The following is an 18,476-nucleotide window of genomic DNA, read 5'->3' as shown; positions in this document are numbered from 1 at the left end:
GCCTAGCCGGCCTTCTTGCGGCTGCGGGACGGCGCCTTGGGCCTGGCGCCCCCGCTGCGGGGATTGGCGCTTGGCCGGCGGCGGGGCTTGGCCATGGCCGCGCTTTCGCGCAGGGCCTCCATCAGATCGACCACGGGTTCGGGCCTGGCCTCCTTGGGGGGCTGGAACTTTCTGCCCTCGATCTTGGCGCGGACCAGTTCAGCCAGGGCAGATTCGTATCGGTCGTCGAAATCCTGCGGGTCGAACGTGCCGCGCTTGGTCTTGATGATGTGCTGGGCCAGATCCAGCATCTCGCCCTCGATCTCGATGTCGGGCACGTCGGCAAAGACATCCTCGGCGTCGCGCACCTCATAGTCGAAGTTCAGCGTGGTGGCGATCAGCCCGTCGTCATGCGCGCGGATCAGGACCGTGCGCACCCGGCGGAACAGGACGGTCTGGGCCAGGGCCGCGACCTTCTTCTTGCGCATCCCCTCGCGGATCAGGGCAAAGGCCTCGGCAGCCTCGGCATCGGTGGGGGCCAGGTAATAGGGCTTGTCGAAATACAGGTCGTCGATGTCATCGCAACCGATGAAGGCGGTGATGGACAGGGTCTTGTCGCTGTCGGGCACCGCCGCCGCGATCTCGTCCGGGTCCAGCACGACGTATTCACCCGATGCGACCTCGTATCCCTTGACCTGGTCGTCGCGGTCCACCGTCTTGCCGGTATCCTCGTCCACGAAGACGCGGCGGACCCGGTTGCCGGTCTTGCGGTTCAGGGTATGGAACGCGATCCGGTCCGATGTCGAGGCGGCGGTGTAAAGCGCCACCGGGCAGCTGACCTCTCCGACCTTGAGAAAGCCTTTCCAGTTCGCCCTGGGCGCCATTGTCCCGCCTCCGTCATGTGTCGGATCTGGAACGGCCTAGGCCGGTGCAGGTTCCATGCGCGCGGGGTGATGGCCGGTCTGCATGATCCGCTGCGCCAGGGACCATTCGACGGAACGCGACCCACCCGACGGGTCGTGCCCCAGAAGCCCGTTGGGGCACAACCTGTCGTCGTCCCATCCCGGATGGTTGGCGACCGGGTACAGGCAGATCCCCTCGACCCGTGCGCCGCGCAGGCGCGCCCGCGCCACCTGGTCGCGGACATAGGCGAACCATGACGCGCGGCGTGCGCCCTCGGTCCCGGTTTCGGCGATCATCAGGGGGCGGTCATAACGCGCGGCGACCTCGACCAGCAGATCGGACAAGGGGCGATACCACGGGTGGTCCATGTCGATGGGCGCGCCGCCGTGGATCCACTGGTTGTTCCAATAGTAGTTGACCCCGACGATATCCAGGAAGGACGGATCCCCGCCAAGCTGCGGCCACATCCGCCCCGAAATCAGCTCGAACGCCTGAAACTGCGCGTCATGATGGCCATGCGCCTCCCACAAGGGTCTGCCGTTATGGGGATCGTGATGGATCGCCAGCAGCGGTTCGGCATGGACGAAGCGCGCGCGGGGATCGACAGCGCGCAGTTCGTGCATCGCGGCGATGGAGGCGCGGGCAAGCTGGCATTTCAATTCATACCCGCGATGCGCGGCGAAGGGATTGAGGTATCGGGCATCGCCCCCGGCCCAGGCAAAGAAGCTGATCTCGTTGACCGGGCACCAGAAGGGCACGGCGTCCGTCAGGTCGCGGTGATGCAGGGCCACGGCGCGGGCAAGGCGGGCGAAACGGTCCACAAAGGCGGGCTGCCAGATGTCCAGGTCGTCGGACCAGCCGTAATGCAGCAGATCCCAGATGACCTGCGTGCCGGTATCGCGCGCGGCCGTGATCATCGGCGTCAGGCTGGAGAAATCGTAGCGGCCCGGCGCGGTCTCGATCAGGTGCCAGCGGGCGCCGTCGCGGCAGGCGCCGATGCCCAGATCCGCCAGTTGCCGGTAGTCCTGCGCGGCATGGGTGTCGTGGCCGATGGCCGCAATCAGATCCAGCCGGCGGCCGCTGCGCAAACGGTGGGTCGATGCTTCCCACCCGCCCAGGGTGAAGCTGGCGAAGGTTGCGGGCGGGGGCGCGGACCGGCGTTCGGCCAGGACCCTGTCGATCAGCGCCCGCCATTGCGGCACGACCACCTGCGCGGAATAGGTGGCGCGGACATGGGCCTGCAGCGCAGTCCCAAGCCGCCGCCGCAGCGGGGCATCGGCCAGAAGGCGCAGCATGGCCCGGGCCACCGCCTGCGGGTCCTCGTGGGGCACGAAGAGGCCGGTGTTCCCATCGGCGATCTGTTCCAGGGCGCCGTTGTCGGGCGTGGCGATCACCGGCAGGCCCGCCGCGCCCGCCTCGGCGATGACATGGGGCATCCCCTCGCCACGGGACAGCCAGCAGAAGATGTCCATGGCCGCCAGCAGGTCCGGCACATCCTTGCGGTCGCCGGTGAATACCATCCGCCTGCCCAGCGGTTCGGCCATGCGGCGCAGTTCGTCCGCATATTCCGGCATGAAGGCGTCAGGGCCGCCGACGATCACGAAGCGGGCGCGGGGGTCGATGTCCGCGACTTGCAGGGCGGCACTGATGAAATCCTCGACCCGCTTCTTGCGGTCCAGACGGCCCACCCAGCCGATCAGCACCTGATCGGCCCCGATCCCCAGAGCGGTGCGCATCGGCCCGCGCGCCCTGGGGTCGAATTCGTCCAGATCGACCATGGACGGGATTTCAAGCGCATCCCCCGGCCGGTCGGGCATCCTGGATGCCGCCGCAGCGCGGATGCTGTCGCAGACGCCGACATAGCGTGCGGTGAAATGCTTCGGCCCCGCCAGGGCCTCGGACACCAGGCCCCCATGTTCGATCAGCGGCGGGCGCAGCGCCATGCGTTCCAGCGCGGGATAGATGTCGGCGACGTTCTGGCAGGACACAACCACATCGGCCCCCGCCAGCTTGCGGCGCAGATAGTCGATGGTTTCCTCGAACCCCAAGGCATAGGGCGTGGTATCGACATGCACACCCAGATCGGCCAATTGCCCATGAGTCTGGTCGGGCATCCCCTCCTTGCGGAAGCAGGGAATGACGGTGATGCGGTAACGGTCGCGCGGCAGGTTGCGGGCCAGCATCCTGATTTCCGTTTCCTCGCCGCCCACGACCAGCCAGGCCATGACGAAGGTGATGCGGATCAGACGGTGGCCGTCATGGGGCTGGGGAAAGACCTCGGGGGGGATGGTGCCCCAGGCAAGGGTGTCATCCGCGTTCATGCTGCCTCGAACACGATCTGGAGGAAGTCCGGGCGCTCCGCCACCAGGCGGCGCAGGAAATCCGGTGCGTCGTTGTAAGGCACCACATGGGTGATCATGTGCCGCCGGATCAAATCGCCTTCCGCCGCCAGCAGCCGCAGCGTTTCCTGCGCCAGCCGCCGCTGGTCCCAGGCATGGGCCACGGGGCGCGGCATCCGGTTGATCTGCGCGCAGCGGATCGCCAGGCCGTTGTGGTGGAACTCCTCTCCCAGCCGGGCGCCGTCCATGCCGCCCTGATAGAAGGCCAGGTCGATCACCGTCCCCTGCGGGCGCAGGGCCTGGAGGCAGCGGTGAAGGCTGTCGGACCGCGCGCGGGTCTGGAAGACATATTCCGCGCCCCGCCCGCCGGCCTTGTGGTGCCAGGCGGTCTTGGCGTAACGCACGGCCTCGTCCTCGCCCATGGCGATGAAGCCCATCTTGCGGGCGATGTCCTGCCGGAAGGGCGAGGGGTCCACCACGACGATTTCCGATGCGCCTCCCTGGCGGGCGAACATCGCGCAGAACAGCCCGACCGTGCCGCCGCCCCAGACCAGGACCGGGCGGCCTTCGACCCCCGCGCCCAGGGACGGGACGCCTGCGCCGAACTGGTCGGCATCGGCATGCAGGATGCCGTTGGCGGCGATGGGTCCCATCTGCGCCACGAAGATGCCCAGGATCGGGTCCATTCCTTCGGGCATCTTCAGCAGCAGGTCGTGGGCAGGGTTCGCGGTGTGGCCGGTCTTGTGGCCGAAGGTGGTCGCCAGCACATCGCCGTTCCGAAACCCCGGCGCGCGGGCGTCGATGACCTTCGCCACCTCCATGTAGCCCAGGAAGTTCACCGGGAAATGCGCGGACGGCTCTCCGGGGATGAACAGGCCCTGCCAGTCGTCCCAGCGGCTGTGCAGATAAGGGTTCGAGCCTTTCAGGAAGGTCAGTTCCGTCCCCGCCGAAAGGCCGGTGTAAAGCAAATCCAGCCGCACCTGCCCGTCGCCCGCCGGGCCTTCGTCATAGCCGAAGAAATAGGGCTCGTGCGGGCGCTCGACGCCCAGGGATCGGATGTGGCGATGCTCATGCGGCATCGACGGCACCCTGCGCAGCGGACGGACGAAAGATGGGCTGCGGGTCAGCCCGCAGCCCCTCCATCTTCACAAGGGCGCCGTTGCGGGCGGATTCGCCGATTGCCAGGGCGACACGATGGGTCATCAGCGCCTCGGCGTAAGGGCAGCGGATGCGGTTTTCATGGCCCTGCACCGCCTCGATGAAGTCGCGGTCCTCGCGCCAGACGGGATCGCCCTGGGCGGGGCGCACGGGGCGGCCCCGGCCCACGTCCACCATGATGTCGTGATCGCTGATCTCCAATGCCATGCCATCGGCAAAGACGTGCAGCCCGACCCGGTGGTTCCACCGCAGCAGGCAGGTGGCCGACAGATTGGCGATTGCGCCGCTGGCAAAGCGCAGCGTGGCGGCCGTCGCCGTGGGCACGGTCAGCCCCTGGAAATCGTCGCGGTCGCGGCGCGCAGCCATGCCGAACACCTCGGTCACGTCGCCGGCCAGGAAGCGGGCAGCGTCGATCACATGGGTTGCCTGTTCGACCACCTGGCCGCCGCAGAGGTCCTGGTCCCACCACCATTGCGGCGGCGGCGTCTGGTCCAGCCAGAATCCCTGGATCAGATGCGCGGGGTTCCGGGCCAGATGGTCGCGCGCCTCGTCCATCGTGTCCAGGTAGCGCCAGTGGTATCCGACGGCGGTGATCAGGCCCGCCTTCTCGACCTCGGCCGCGATCTGCTGGGCCAGGTCGATGTCCAGCGACAGGGGCTTTTCGACGAAGAACGGCAGGCCCTTGGCGATGCAGGCGCGTTCCGGCGCACCATGGGCAAAGGGCGGCACGCAGATGAAGACCGCATCCAGATCCTCGGCCGCCAGCATGGCGTCGTGGTCGGCATAGGCGACGGCGCCCGTGTCCCGGGCCGCCTGGGCCGCGCGGCCCTGGTCGGGGTCGCAGACGGCGGCGATCTGGACATCCTCCATGGTCCGCAGCACGCCGAAATGGCGATGCGCGATGCCGCCCGCGCCGATGAAGCCCAGCCGTGTCTTGTTCATTCCGTCCTCGTTCCGTTGGCGCAATACATGTCGGTAAATCTGCACGGTATCCGCCGCCATGCGCGCGGCGGTGAAGCATGTCGACCAGCGGGCCTGTCCGTCGCGGGCCACGATGGCGCGGCGGGCGGGATCGGTCAACGCCCGCGCCATGGCATCGGCCAAAGGCCGCGACCGGCGGGGCGGGACCAGCCAGGGGTGATCGGACCCAAGCGCCTCGGCCGAGCCGGTGACGTCCGTGGCGACCACGGGCAGGCCCATGGACATCGCTTCCAGCAGGACCAGGGGCAAGCCCTCGAAGCCTGAAGGCAGCACCAGCAGGTCGGACCCGGCCATCAGCGCGGGCACATCGCCGCTGCGGCCCAGGAAGCGGACGGCATCCGCCAGATCCAGCCGCGCGGCCCAGTGGCCCAGCCGCGCCGCACCCGGACCGTCGCCCGCCAGGGCAAGCCGCGCCGGAATGCCCCTCCGGTGCAGGCGCGCAAGCGCCACCAGAAGCGTCCGGTGCAGCTTTTGCGGGGTGAAGCGGCCGACGCAGAGCAGATCCAGCCCGTCGCCACCCTTGTGGTGCAGGGGTGGCGCCTGGGTGCCGTTCGGAACCGCATGCACAGGCAGGTCGGACGCCATGCCGGCAAGCGCCGCCCGCCATTCCGTCGCCGCCGCTTCCGACACGGCTATGATGGCGTCCACGTTCCGGCTGGCCTTGGCGTAATGGGCGATCTGGTCCGCGTCGGTCAGCAGCCAGGGCAGGTGTTCGGTGCGGATCACCGCCCTGCCCGCCCGTGCCGCAGCCGCGACAAGGCCGTGCCCCTCCCACCCGATGCCGGCGTGGACATGCACGATTTCCGCAGGCGAAGCGGCAATGGCCGCGGCGGGATCGTCCAGGTCAAGGACCGTGGCGGGCAGGCCCATGGCCCCTGCGCGGTCGGCAAGGCCCCGGCCCGCCGCATGGTCGGGAAAGGCCAGCGTCGCCATGCCGGGCGGCAGGCTTGCCGCCAGGGTCAGCATGTGTTCGCCCACGCCCGATGGATCGGGGCTGTCGGTCAGCATCAGGCACCGCATCAGGGGTCAGGCCATCGCGTCGGGAACCGCCAGCCGTGCGCCCAGGCGGCGATGGATGGCAAGCGCCTGGCCCACCACCTGATCCATGTTGTAATAGCGATAGCTGCCCAGCCGCCCCGCGAAGATCACGCCCGGTTCGGCCGCCGCCAAAGCGTCATAACGGCGGAACAGTTCCTGGTTTTCCGGCCGGGGGATGGGGTAATAGGGATCGCCCTCGGCCGAGGGATATTCATAGCTGATCGAGGTTCTGGCGTGGCTTTGCCCGGTCAGGTGCTTGTATTCGGTGATGCGGGTATGGGGCACGTCCTCGGCCGGGAAGTTCACCACGCCGACCGGCTGGAACTGCGGCTGGTCCAGCGTCTCGTGCCGGAAGCGCAGGCTGCGATAAGGCAGCGTGCCGAAGCGATGCCCGAAATAGGCGTCGATCGGTCCGGTATAGACCACCAGCCCGCCCCTGTCGGCGGGGGCAAGGTCGTGGAAATCGGTGCCAAGCGCACGCTCGATCCCCGGATGGTCAAGCATCCGTTCGAACATCCGCGTGTACCCCTCGCGCGGCATGGCCTGATGCTTGTCGGTGAAGTAACGGTCGTCGGTATTCGTCCGGGTCGGCACCCGCGCCGTCACGGACTTGTCCAGCTGCGAGGGATCCAGCCCCCATTGCTTGCGTGTGTAGCCCTGGAAGAACGTCTCGTAAAGCTCGGTCCCGATGGCGTTGACCACCACGTCGCGGGACGTGCGGATGTCGCGGACGGGTTCGGCCTGGCTGGCCAGGAAGGTCTCGGCCTCGGCATCCGAGCACAGGTTCAGGCCGTAAAGCGCGTTCAGCGTCGTGCGGTTGATGGGCATCGGCACCGACCGGTCGCCCACCCGCGCCAGCACGCGGTGTTCATAGGGGCGCCATTCGGTGAACCGGCCCAGCCAATTGAACACGTCGTCGCTGTTGGTGTGGAAGATATGCGGCCCATAACGATGGATCAGGATCCCCGCGTCGTCCAGGCAGTCATAGGCGTTCCCCGCGACATGGTCGCGCTTGTCCACCAGCAGCACGCGCTTGCCCGATACCTCGGCGAACTGGCGGGCCAGGACGGATCCGGCAAAGCCCGCGCCGCAGATCGTCACGTCGTGCTTTTTCGCGCCGCGCAGGATGGCGGGCTTGGGCAGCTTCACGACCGGGGCCAAATCCGGCTTGCCAAGCGCGCGGTCCAGATGGCCGCGCATCTGCCGGAAGGTGTTGTCCCAGCTGAGATCCGCCAGCATCCGGTCCGCCGCGTCCCGCCAGACCGCCGGGGAGTCCTTGCGGGCGATGGCGTCCTCGCAGGCGCGCACGAAGGCGGCCGGGTCGGCCGCGATCCGCACCGCCGCCAGATCGCCGTAATGGCGCACCACGTCGCGCACCGGGGTGGATACCACCTGCACGCCCCCGGCCAGGTATTCGGGGGTCTTGGTGGGGGATATGAAGCGCGTGGCCTCGTTCATCGCGAAGGGCATCAGGGCCACGTCCCAGCCCGACAGGTATGCCGGCAATTGGTCATAGGCGCGCTGACCCAGCCAGTGGATGTTGGGGGCGCAGGGCAGATCCTCGGGTCCGATCTTGGCCAGGGGACCCACCATTACGATCGACCATTCGGGATGGGCCTTTGCAAGCGCCGCGATCAGGCCAAGGTCCAGCCGTTCGTCGATGACGCCGTAATAGCCCAGCCGGGCACCGGGCAGAGGGGCCTGATCGTCCGGTTCCGCCAGCCCCGTCCGCGCGCGGGCGAAATGGGCGGTATCGACGGATGACGGAAAGGGATGGATGTCGCCGTGGCGGTCGGCCTTCGCCTCATAGATCGAATGGCCGCCGGTAAAGACCAGGTCGGCGGCCTTCATCAGCGCGGCCTCGTTCGTGGTCAGTTCGGGCGGTGCGAAGCGGAAGGCCGACAGTTCGTCCATGCAGTCATAGACGACCGCCGCTGCATCGACATGGGCGGCGATGGGCCACATCATCGGCGTATAGAACCACAGGACCGGGCGATGGATGCCCGCCAGACCCATCATCTGGTCCAGCAGGTCAGACAGCGCGCGGGCTTGATCCTCGGGCGACCAGCGGGCGGGGACGCGGGGGCGGATCGACTGGACGGTCGTGCCCTCGAAGGCGTGGAATTCCAGATAGGGCAGGTGGTGGTCGGTGGGGATCGCCTCTTCCCAGAAGAACAGGCGGTATTCGCCGGCAAAGCGCGACATCAGGTGCTGCGGCCGTTGCAGCACGAAATCCCAGCGAAGATGGGAAAAGCAGATCAGCGCGGGCCGCACCGCAAGCGCAAAGGGTGGCAGGGGGTTGGCATTGTTCATCGCACCATCCTCGCGTTGCGGATTTCGGTCAGCGTCTCGGTCAGGACCGCCATGGACGGCTGCCACCCCCAGCGGGACAGCGCCACCGGGCGCGGGTCGTATCGGTCGTGATTGCGCAGCAGCGTATCGAGCGCCTCGGCGAAGTCGGCGCCTTCATGCGCGGCGATGCCGGTTTCCGGCGTGACGAACTGCAGGCCGCAGGACAGCCGGGCATTCGCCAGGACCGGCAGGCCCGCAAGCTGGTATTCGGTCAGGATCGCGGGCGCGCCGTCGTCCACGCCGCAGACCACGCCGACGCGGGCGCGGTTGATCTGGTGGTTGACCTGATCATGCGAAATGCCGGGGGGGCCGACGATTTCCAGGTCCAGCCCCTCGCGCGCGGCACGGTCGCGGAACTCGTCGGCCTGGTGGCCATAGCCCACGACCAGCAGCCCCCGCGTGCCGGGGCGCCGCGCCATGGCGTCGAACAGGATGTCGTGGCGCTTGTAGGGCTGCGCGCAGGCCACATAGACGACGTCGCGGTCCTTGTCCGCGCCCGTCGGAAAGAACGTCTGGCCGGACGCGAAGGCGGGACCGATGGGCAGCACCAGGGTTCGGGCGCCCGGCACGCGGGCCTCGATCTCGCGCGACTGCCATTCGGCCCCGGTCAGGAACAGGTCGAACCGCGACGCCAGATCCTCGGGGATCCGCAGGGCGGGGGCGTCGATCGAATTGTAGATCTTCAGCGAATCCGCGCAGGCGTCCAGCAGCGCCGCATCCACGCCCAGGCCCCAGACGCACAGGATATCCGGCGTGCCGACCGTGCGGATGAAATCGACCGCCTCGGCCGATCCATAGGGGGCGGGTCCGTCGGCACGAAAGACGCGGCGTGTCAGCGCCGGACTGCCGGGATCGGGCGTGCCATCGGCCAAACCCCTGTCGCGGTCGGATTCGCCGTCGCGTCCGGCAAAGGTCCAGATCTCGGCGTGATCGACGGCGCCGCTGGCCACCGCGGCAAGGGGCAAGCGTTCCAGATAGCCGCCCGTCACCTCAACGGAGGCCGGGCGCGCGCGCCGCGACGAGGGCATGGCCGATGTCCAGAAACCGGGGTCGGCGGGGGCGGGGATGCTGGGCGGAACCTGCGAACAGTAATCAGAGATCGCAGCGATCCATCCGGGCATATGATCCCCCACAAAATAAGCGTCGGTTAACGGACGGGCCTTGCGAAGGTTGCATTGATCTTTGTCAATGCCGGAAGTCCGCCGAACACCCGCAAGACGGGCATCGACGGGCCGGGAATTTGGCGTCACAGTCCCCCCGGACAAGAGGGGATACCATGACCACACAAACCCGCGCCATTCGCCTGTCGCAGTTCGGGGGACCGGATGTCCTGTCGCTGCAGGATGTCGAACTGCCCTCGCCGGGGCCGGGCGAAATCCAGGTCCGGCATCTGGCCATCGGACTGAACTTCATCGACATCTATCACCGCAGGGGCATCTATGGTCCCCCCTTGCCCCTGCCCGCCGGACTGGGGGTCGAGGGGGTGGGCCAGGTGACCGCCTTGGGCCAAGGCGTCACGGGCTTCGCGCCGGGCGACCGGGTTGCCTATGTCGGCGGGCCGCCGGGTGCCTATGCCCTGGCGCGCAACCTGCCTGCCGCCCGCGCTCTCCTTGTGCCGGACGGCATCGACGATACCACGACGGCCGCGATGATCTTCAAGGGACTGACCGCGGAATACCTGATCCACCGCTGCGTTGCGGTCAGGCCGAGCGACCGGGTGCTGTTTCACGCGGCGGCAGGGGGCGTCGGCTCCATCGCCTGCCAGTGGCTGAAATCCATCGGCGCCGAGGTGATCGGCACCGTCGGCTCCGAGGCCAAGGCGGACGCCGCCCGCCGCAACGGCTGCGCCCATGTGATCGTGTCGGGGTCCGAAGACATGGCCGCCCGCGTGCGGCAGATCACCGGCGGCGCAGGGGTGCGGGTCGCCTATGATTCCGTGGGGGCGGATACCTTTGCGGCGTCTCTGGACAGCCTTGGCCCGCGCGGCACCCTTGTCAGCTTCGGCGAAAGTTCAGGACCCGTGCCGCCCTTGGCGGTGTCGTCGCTGGGGGCCAAGGGGTCGCTGTTCCTGACGCGCCCGTCGATCGCCCATTACACGGCGGACCCCGGCGAATACCGGGAAGCGGCCCGGCGGCTGTTCGCGGCCATGGCCGACGGCACCCTGGTCCCGCCGCAGGTTACCACCTATCCGCTGGACCAGGCGGCGCAGGCGCAGGACGACATGGAAAACCGCCGCACGCAAGGCTCGGTGGTGCTGCTGCCCTGAGAGAGGGCAGGAGAACGCACAGGCGGAGGATGCGATGGACAACGTGGCGGTGGTGATCGGCGCATCGGGGGGCATTGGCGGGGCGCTGATGGACCGGTTGCAGGCAGCGGGCCGTCCGGTGATCGGGCTGTCGCGCCCCGACCTGGACCTGACGGACGAGAACAGCATCGCACGGGCCGCACGGCGCGTGGCGGGGCTTGGCACGCCGGGGCTGATCCTGGTCGCGACCGGTGTGCTGCACGGGCCGGGAATGCAGCCGGAAAAGACCATCCGCGCCCTGGACGCCGACGCGATGGCGCGGGCCTTTGCCGTCAACGCCGTCGGCCCGGCGCTGATCCTGCGCCATTTCCTGCCCTTGCTTCCCCGCAACCGGCGGTCAGTCTTTGCCGCCCTGTCGGCAAAGGTGGGCAGCATCGCCGACAACAGGCTGGGCGGGTGGTATTCCTATCGCGCGTCCAAGGCGGCGCTGAACCAGATCCTGCGCACGGCGGCGGTGGAACTGCGCCGCACGCATCCCCAGGCCATCTGCGTGGCCTTCCATCCCGGCACGGTGGCGACGCCCCTGTCGGAGGGTTTTGCCAAGACCGGCCTGCAGGTGCAACAGCCGCAGGATGCGGCCTCGGCCCTGCTGGCCACGATCGACCGGCTGGAGCCGGCGCAGAGCGGCGCATTCCTGGACCGCTTCGGCAGCCCGATCCGGTGGTGACGGGGGTGCAGCCCTGGGCGACCTGGAAAAAGGCCGGGATGGACGATAACTTGGGGGTTGGCTAGGAGGGAAGCGAAATCCAGGCCACCCAGGAACGGCTTCGCTTGACCACGATTCCCTTTCCCCAGCAGATCTCGGGCCTCGATGCGCCCGCATTGGCGCGCCGCCTGATCGGGGCGCGTCTTCTGGTCCGCGGCGTGGGCGGCATCGTCATCGAAACCGAGGGCTATGGCCGCGACGACCCGGCCTCCCACAGCTTTCGCGGGCCGACGCCCCGGAACGCCGCGATGTTCGGGCCTGCGGGACATGCCTATGTCTATCGCAGCTATGGCATCCACCTGTGCCTGAACGTCGTGGGACGGCCGGGCGAGGCCGCGCTGATCCGCGCCATCGCGCCCGAGGTGGGCCTGGAGATCATGCGGTCCCGGCGCGGCAGCGACCAGCTTTGCAATGGTCCCGGGCGCCTGACCCAGGCGCTTGGCGTCCGCCCCGAGGATGACGGCGCACCGCTGGACGGGCCTGACCTGACGATCACGCTGGCATCTTCGTCGCCCGATCTGCTGGTGGGGACGCGCATCGGCATCAGCAAGGCGCAGGATTTGCCCTGGCGCTTCGGCCTTGCCGGGGCGCGGGGCCTCAGCCGTCCGTTTCCCCGAATGGCAAGCCCCTTGCGTGGGTGAAACGACCGCCGCCCCTTTTTCAGGGCGGCGGCCTGTCGGTCAGGATCGGGACGTGTCGCTGCTGCCGCCGCTGCCGGTCGTCCCCGTGGTGCCGCTGGTGCTGCTGCTCATCCCGCTGCCGCTGGTGCTGCTCATGCCGCTGCCGGAACCGCCGCTCGTGCCGGTCGAACCGCTGCCGGACATGGAACCGGAATAGCCGCCCGACATCTGGCGATCCTTGACGCGCAGGTTGTTCTGCACATGCTTCACGCCCGAGCAGCTTTCGGCCAGATCCTCGGCATGGCGCTTGGCCGAACGGCTGTCCACCCTGCCGTCCAGCGTCACCTCGCCCCCGCTGACCGAGACCTCGATGTCGGATGCATCGATATGGCGGTCGTCCGACAGGCGGTCGCTGACATCCTCGCGGATGCGGTCGTCCGAACGGCTGTAGTTGCGGGGACCGCGGCCGCTGTGGCCCGCGTCCCTCTCGCGCCGGCGCTGCGCATCCTCGTCGCCGAACCAGGACGCCACCTCGTCGCCCGCGCGTTCAAAGAAGCCGCGTTCGTCGGATCCGCGGTAATTACCCTGGTCATAGCCGCGCCGGCCATGATCGCGGTCCCCGTAATCCCAAGACCCATGATCCCGCGCGCCATACGTGCCGAATGTGCCCATGCCGCGCCCGGCCATTCCCGACCGGATCGACTCCGAGAAATCGCCCCGGCCATAGCCCGTGTCGCGCCCTCCGCCATAGCCGCGATCCTGGTCATAGGGATCGTATCCGCCGCCCGACCCGCCATAGCCGCCGCTGGACCGGCCGCCATAGCCCCTGCCGGATTGGCCGCCATAACCACCCGAACGACCATAGTCGCCCGAGCGGCCATAGTCGTCGCCATAATCGCCACCGGAGCGGCCACCGTAGCCGCCGGAACGACTGCCGTAATCACCGGACCGGCCATAGTCGTCGCCATAGCCGCCGCGACCCGACCGTCCGCCATAGCCACCGCCAGAACCGCCATAGTCGCGGTCATCTTCCATGCGGCGGCGACGGTCGGCATCGTCGTCGCCGAACCACGACCGCACCTCGTCCCCGGCCCTGTCGGACCAGTCGCGCGATCTGTCGCGGCGCCCGTAATCGTCGCGGCGGCCATAGCCCCCGCCCGAACGGTCGCGATCTTCCCAATCACGTGTCATCTGCTTTCCTCCTTCAGCAGTGAATGCGGACAGGGCATCCACATCGCCTCCAACCCGCACGGCTTGCCTTGCGTTCCCCCAGAGTCCCGCGCGGGCGCCCTGCCCCGGCCAAGTTTGCGTTATCGGCCCCGGCCCGGCGGAATGCGGCCCGGTCTCGCCAAAGCGTGACCGGCCGGGTGGTGACTTGGATCCCCCGCGCCTTTATCTCGGGCTGTCACCCATCCCCTTGCGGAGAGCCAATGGCCGATCCCCTTCCGACGGCAAACCGTTCCGGCGACCGTTACGCGCGCGAACTGGAACGCCACCTCGACTGGCTGGACACCTTCACCTCGACCGCGCTTGGGGTGCTGGCGGCGGCATCGGGCATCTATACCTATCTGGGCGTGCGCACGCTTCTGGACGATCCGGGCATCTGGACGACCTTCGCGGCGCTGTCCTATTCCATCGCCGTGTCGGTGGGGATCTTCGTGTTCTGGTCCTATATGCTGCGGCTTCTGCCGGCCGTGCGCACCGCCGCGTCGCGTGTCGGGCTGATGCTGACCATGGCGCTTGGCTGCGTGGCGATCATCGCCATGTCGTCTTGGCTGAACGCCGCCGCCCTGGCGGGGGGCGCCGCGGTCGAAACGCACATGGCAGCGACCGTGCAGGACTATCAGGCCGCGCTGGAACGCGCCCATGCCAACGCGGTCGCGGGCCAGTCCCTGTCGCGCGACGTGGCCCGCGTGCGTCAAAGCTTCGACGACCTGTCCGAACAAGAGGCAGGCGGCACCCTGTCGGGCTTTTCCGGGCGCGGGGCGGTGTTCCGGGTGCTGACCCAGAAGGGGTCGGAACTGCAGGCCCTGGAAGACCAGATGACCGCCGTGGCCCAGCCGATCGAGGACGCCTTCGCCGAAGGCAACACCATCCTGGCCCGGATGCGCAGCCTGTCCGTCGAACCCGGCGGGATCGAGGACCGCACCGTCCGCTTTTCCGAAGACGCCGTGCAACTGTCCGGCCTGATCACCCGGATGCGCCAGTTGAACCCCGCGCCGCTGGTCGCGCGCGCCGCGCAGGATCTGGCCGATGCGGTGGTCCTGCCGGAACTGGACGGCGGGACGGCGGATGTGCGGGCGGGGCAAAACAGCACCATCACCTCGGTCCTGTCGCTTGTGGAGCAGCGCGCCGCGACCCTGACGGCGGCGGCAAACGAAGTCCTGGCCCTGCCGCAGCCCTCCGAGGCGATCTATGTCCCGATGTCGGCGGCCGATGCGGTCATCGCCTATGCGGGCAATTTCATTCCGGCCTGGGCGGGCGCGATTTCCATCGACCTTCTGCCTGCGGTGCTGGTGTTCATCATCATGGTCGTGCAATCCGCAATCCGCGGCGGCCGGGGCGAGACGCTGACCGACGACCGCATGACCGTGGGCGAAATGCGCGCGGCCTTGGCGGCGGCGGACCTGCTGCGGCAGCCCGCACCCGACGCGGACCCCGCCCTTGCCGATCCACCCCGCGCGCTGATCCGGCCGGGGGAATAGCGGTGAGGATGTTCTCGACCCCGCAGAGGGCGATCCGGGCGGTGCTGCTGTCCCAGGTGCTGATGGCGGGCGCCATCGTGGCGCTGGATCTGCGGGGCACGCCCGCACCCGCCGCGCCGGGGCTGTTCGCGCCGCCCGCGCAGGGACCGTCGGTGCGCCCCTATCGCCCCGACCTGCGCCCCGCCGAACCCGGCGCCCCCGCCATGCGCCCGATGCCGGAACAGCTGGAATTCACGGCGGCAGACGGCGCGATCGGCATCGCGGGCCAGATCGCGCCGGGCGATGCCGACCGTTTCGTGGAATGGCTGGACCAGACCCGCCCGGCCGACACCCTGGTCAGCCTGGACAGTTCCGGCGGCTCGGTCGCGGATGCGGTGGCCATCGGCCGCACCATCCGTTCGGCAGGGTATCGGACCCAGGTGGCCCAAGGCGCGGTCTGCCTGTCGGCCTGCCCCTATATGCTGGCGGGGGGAACCGAACGCCGGGTGGCGGACGGCGGCGTCGTGGGTGTTCATCAGCACGACTTCGGCGAGAACACCATCCTGCCCGCCTTCATGGCGATCCGCGACCTGCAACGCGGCCAGGCGGGCGTGCTGGACTTCCTGACCGACATGGGGGTCGATCTGCGGCTGATGTCCCATGCCCTGCGCACGCTGCCCGAAGACATCAACATCCTGACCCCCGAGGTTCTGGCCGACCTTCGGCTGGTGACGGACTGAGGATTGCGCATTCGCGCCCGGTGGCACACATTCCCCCCATGGATCTGCCGATTGCCCCCCTGACCCTGACGCCCGACGAGGCCGAGGCCCTGTCTGCCCTTTACCGGCGCGGCACGCCCGCCAATACGCTGCGGGCATGGGAACGCGACCTGGCCTATATCGCCGCCTGGAAGCAGGCGGTCTTCGGCGCAGGCCTGGACTGGCCGGAAAGCGAATCCGTGGCCCTGCGGTTCCTGCTGGACCACGCGCAGGATCTGAGCGATGCGCCCGGTCCCGCGCAGGATGCAGCCCGGGCGCTGATCGCGGCAGGGCTGCGGCGCAGCCTGGCCTGTCCTGCCCCCGCGACGCTGGACAGGCGCATCGCCAGCTGGCGGGCCTTTCACCGGATGAAGAACCTGCCCTCGCCCTTCGACGCGCCCCTGGTGTCGCAGGCCCGCGCCCAGGCCCGGCGCGCGGCCGCGCGGCCACGGGCGCGCAAGTCCGAAAACCCGATCACCCGCCCCGTGCTCGAGGCGATGCTGGCCACCTGCGATCACAGCCACCGGGGTTTGCGCGACCGCGCCGTGCTGATGCTGGGCTGGGCATCCGGCGGGCGCCGCCGGTCGGAAATCGCCGCGCTGAGCCGCGACGATATCGACACACGCGACTTCGACGCATCCGGCTTGCTGCGGATCCGGCTGCTGTCCACCAAGACCACCGGCCCGGACCTGGCCCCCCGCCTGCCGCTGAAGGGCCGCCCGGCCCGCGCGGTAATGGCCTGGATCATCGCCGCCCGGATCGACTCCGGCCCGCTGTTCCGCCCTGTCAGCCTGTCGGACCGCGTGTTGAACCGCCGCCTTGGACCCGAGGGGATCCGTGCCGTGATCCGGCACCGGCTGGAACTGGCGGGCTATCCATCCGATTTCGCCAGTGCCCATGGCCTGCGGTCGGGTTTCCTGACCCAGGCCGCCCTGGACGGCGCGCCGCTGCCCGCTGCCATGGCGCTGTCGCTGCATCGCAGTCCGGCACAGGCGCAGCGCTACTATGCCGATGTGGAAATCGCCGACAATCCCGCGACCGACCTGCTGGGCTAGTCGGTCGGCCCTCCCAGCTTCAGCAGGGCGCGCCGGAAGGCGGGGGCGTCATCGCCCAGTTCGGCCAGCAGTTCGGCCTGGAAGGCGTCTGCGATGCAGCCCAGCTGGTCCATCAGGGCCCGGCCGCTGTCGGTCAGGTCCAGGACCACAAGACGCTGGTCGGTGCCGTGGCCCGACTTGCGCAGATAGCCCGCCCCCTCCAGGCGCGCGGCGGCGCGGCTGACGATGGACTTGTCGAGGTTCACGCGGGCGGTGATGTCACGCACGCTGACCGCGCCCGACCGCGAAAGATGCGCCAGCACACGCCATTCGGGGATGCTGAGACCCGCCTGGGCCTCGTATCGGGCGGCAAAGCGACGGCTGACCTGGGTGGCCGCGACCGCCAGGCGATAAGGCAGAAAGGCATCCAGATCAAAGCTCATGGCGGCGAAATCATCAGAAATCCGTTGCAGCCGCAACAGTCTTCCTGCGAATCTTGACATCGTTGCACCTGCAACGGTATTTTCGTTGCATCCGCAATGATCTTCAGGGGGAAGACATGACGCGATACGCAATGCCCGACGGCATGGTCCGCGCCGCCGTGACGACCGGAATGCACGAAGGCTACATGCCCGGCTTCGGCAACGACTTCGAGACCGAGGCCCTGCCCGGCGCCCTGCCCCAGGGCCAGAACAGCCCGCAGAAGTGCAACTATGGCCTTTATGCCGAGCAGCTGTCAGGCACCGCCTTTACCGCGCCGCGCGGGCAGAACGAGCGGACCTGGTGCTATCGCATCCGCCCCTCGGTCCACCATACGGGCCGCTTCGCGCCCATCGAGGTGCCCTATTGGAAGACCGCGCCCAACATCCATGACGGCATCGTCAGCCTGGGCCAATACCGCTGGGATCCGATCCCGGTCCCGGACGCGGACCTGACCTGGATCACCGGAATGCGCACCATCACCACGGCGGGCGACGTGAACATCCAGGTGGGCATGGCCTCCCACGTCTATCTGGTCACACGGTCGATGCAGGACGAATACTTCTTCTCGGCCGACAGCGAGCTGCTGGTGGTGCCGCAGGAGGGTCGGCTGCGCTTCTGCACCGAACTGGGGGTGATCGACCTGGAGCCGAAGGAGATCGCCATCCTGCCGCGCGGCCTGGTCTATCGCGTCGAGGTTCTGGAAGGCCCTGCCCGAGGCTTTGTCTGCGAGAACTACGGGCAAAAGTTCGACCTGCCGGGCCGCGGCCCCATCGGCGCCAACTGCCTGGCCAATCCGCGCGACTTCAAGTGCCCCGTGGCGGCCTTCGAGGACCGCGAGACCCGCTCGCGCGTGGTCATCAAGTGGTGCGGCCAGTTCCACGAAACCTGGATCGGCCATTCGCCGCTGGACGTGGTGGCCTGGCACGGCAACTATTGCCCCTACAAATACGACCTGCGCACCTATTCGCCGGTGGGCGCGATCCTGTTCGATCATCCCGATCCGTCGATCTTCACGGTCCTGACCGCGCCCTCGGGGCAGGAAGGCACCGCGAACATCGACTTCGTGCTGTTCCGCGAGCGCTGGATGGTGGCCGAGCATTCCTTCCGCCCGCCCTGGTATCACAAGAACATCATGT

15 protein-coding genes are annotated in these 18,476 nt (G+C 68.6%); 7 read left to right on the top strand and 8 right to left on the bottom strand.

The annotated features are described in order from the left end of the window. Positions 1-2 precede the first annotated feature (2 nt). From ku to RAH32_RS19290, 6 genes are read right to left on the bottom strand one after another with little or no spacing between them, the layout of a single operon-like run. Positions 3-863: a non-homologous end joining protein Ku gene (gene ku / locus RAH32_RS19315; protein WP_306610053.1), complete on the bottom strand. Its 861-nt coding sequence runs from the start codon at positions 861-863 to the stop codon at positions 3-5. A gap of 36 nt (positions 864-899) precedes the next feature. Then, entirely contained in the window at positions 900-3,203 is a 2,304-nt protein-coding gene (locus RAH32_RS19310) for a glycosyltransferase family 4 protein (RefSeq protein ID WP_306610052.1), read from the bottom strand. Continuing rightward, on the bottom strand, positions 3,200-4,300 hold the full coding sequence (locus tag RAH32_RS19305; protein ID WP_306610051.1) for a zinc-dependent alcohol dehydrogenase: 1,101 nt from the start codon (positions 4,298-4,300) through the stop codon (positions 3,200-3,202). Before RAH32_RS19305 ends, RAH32_RS19310 begins: the two co-directional genes overlap by 4 nt. Then, a complete protein-coding gene (locus RAH32_RS19300; protein WP_306610050.1) occupies positions 4,290-6,368 on the bottom strand; it encodes a glycosyltransferase in 2,079 nt (692 codons plus the stop codon). Before RAH32_RS19300 ends, RAH32_RS19305 begins: the two co-directional genes overlap by 11 nt. Positions 6,369-6,386: 18 nt before the next feature. Then, complete coding sequence (gene glf / locus RAH32_RS19295) at positions 6,387-8,711, bottom strand: UDP-galactopyranose mutase (protein WP_306610049.1); 2,325 nt, start codon at positions 8,709-8,711, stop codon at positions 6,387-6,389. Next, entirely contained in the window at positions 8,708-9,871 is a 1,164-nt protein-coding gene (locus RAH32_RS19290; protein WP_306610048.1) for a glycosyltransferase, read from the bottom strand. The genes glf and RAH32_RS19290 overlap by 4 nt, the downstream gene beginning before the upstream one ends. Positions 9,872-10,026: 155 nt before the next feature. Between RAH32_RS19290 and RAH32_RS19285 the strand changes: the two genes are divergently transcribed. The 3 genes from RAH32_RS19285 to RAH32_RS19275 all read left to right on the top strand — a co-directional run bounded on the left by RAH32_RS19285 (position 10,027) and on the right by RAH32_RS19275 (position 12,402). Then, positions 10,027-11,016, top strand: a complete 990-nt coding sequence (locus RAH32_RS19285; RefSeq protein ID WP_306610047.1) for a quinone oxidoreductase family protein — start codon at positions 10,027-10,029, stop codon at positions 11,014-11,016. Positions 11,017-11,050: 34 nt separating this feature from the next. Continuing rightward, positions 11,051-11,722: an SDR family NAD(P)-dependent oxidoreductase gene (locus RAH32_RS19280; protein WP_306610046.1), complete on the top strand. Its 672-nt coding sequence runs from the start codon at positions 11,051-11,053 to the stop codon at positions 11,720-11,722. A 104-nt stretch (positions 11,723-11,826) separates the two neighbouring features. Then, the gene (locus RAH32_RS19275; RefSeq protein WP_306610045.1) at positions 11,827-12,402 is read left to right on the top strand and encodes a DNA-3-methyladenine glycosylase; all 576 of its coding nucleotides are present in this window, start codon (positions 11,827-11,829) and stop codon (positions 12,400-12,402) included. Positions 12,403-12,441: 39 nt separating this feature from the next. Here RAH32_RS19275 and RAH32_RS19270 read toward each other — a convergent pair whose 3' ends face one another. Continuing rightward, complete coding sequence (locus tag RAH32_RS19270) at positions 12,442-13,572, bottom strand: BON domain-containing protein (RefSeq protein WP_306610044.1); 1,131 nt, start codon at positions 13,570-13,572, stop codon at positions 12,442-12,444. A gap of 239 nt (positions 13,573-13,811) precedes the next feature. On the opposite strand from RAH32_RS19270, the gene RAH32_RS19265 reads away from it, so the two are divergent. From RAH32_RS19265 to RAH32_RS19255, 3 genes are read left to right on the top strand one after another with little or no spacing between them, the layout of a single operon-like run. Beyond that, positions 13,812-15,086: a hypothetical protein gene (locus tag RAH32_RS19265; RefSeq protein ID WP_306610043.1), complete on the top strand. Its 1,275-nt coding sequence runs from the start codon at positions 13,812-13,814 to the stop codon at positions 15,084-15,086. 8 nt (positions 15,087-15,094) lie between these two features. Beyond that, the gene (locus RAH32_RS19260; RefSeq protein ID WP_306610073.1) at positions 15,095-15,805 is read left to right on the top strand and encodes a COG3904 family protein; all 711 of its coding nucleotides are present in this window, start codon (positions 15,095-15,097) and stop codon (positions 15,803-15,805) included. A gap of 38 nt (positions 15,806-15,843) precedes the next feature. Then, a complete protein-coding gene (locus tag RAH32_RS19255) occupies positions 15,844-16,878 on the top strand; it encodes a tyrosine-type recombinase/integrase (RefSeq protein ID WP_306610042.1) in 1,035 nt (344 codons plus the stop codon). On the opposite strand, the gene RAH32_RS19250 is transcribed toward RAH32_RS19255, so the two are convergent. After that, positions 16,875-17,300 carry a MarR family winged helix-turn-helix transcriptional regulator gene (locus RAH32_RS19250; protein ID WP_306610041.1) on the bottom strand — a complete coding sequence of 142 codons (426 nt, stop codon included), beginning with the start codon at positions 17,298-17,300 and terminating at the stop codon, positions 16,875-16,877. The two genes, RAH32_RS19255 and RAH32_RS19250, sit on opposite strands and share 4 nt — an antisense overlap. Positions 17,301-17,416: 116 nt before the next feature. Here RAH32_RS19250 and hmgA point away from each other — a divergent pair. Beyond that, positions 17,417-18,476, top strand: a 1,060-nt coding sequence (gene hmgA, locus RAH32_RS19245) for a homogentisate 1,2-dioxygenase (RefSeq protein ID WP_306610040.1), incomplete at its 3' end; no start/stop codon positions are given.

Origin of the sequence: Paracoccus yibinensis (genome assembly GCF_030846195.1) — a bacterium.
GTDB classification, from domain to species: Bacteria; Pseudomonadota; Alphaproteobacteria; order Rhodobacterales; family Rhodobacteraceae; genus Paracoccus; species Paracoccus yibinensis.
Note: the sequence above shows the minus strand (reverse complement) of the source record. Positions and strands in the feature narration are given on the sequence as shown.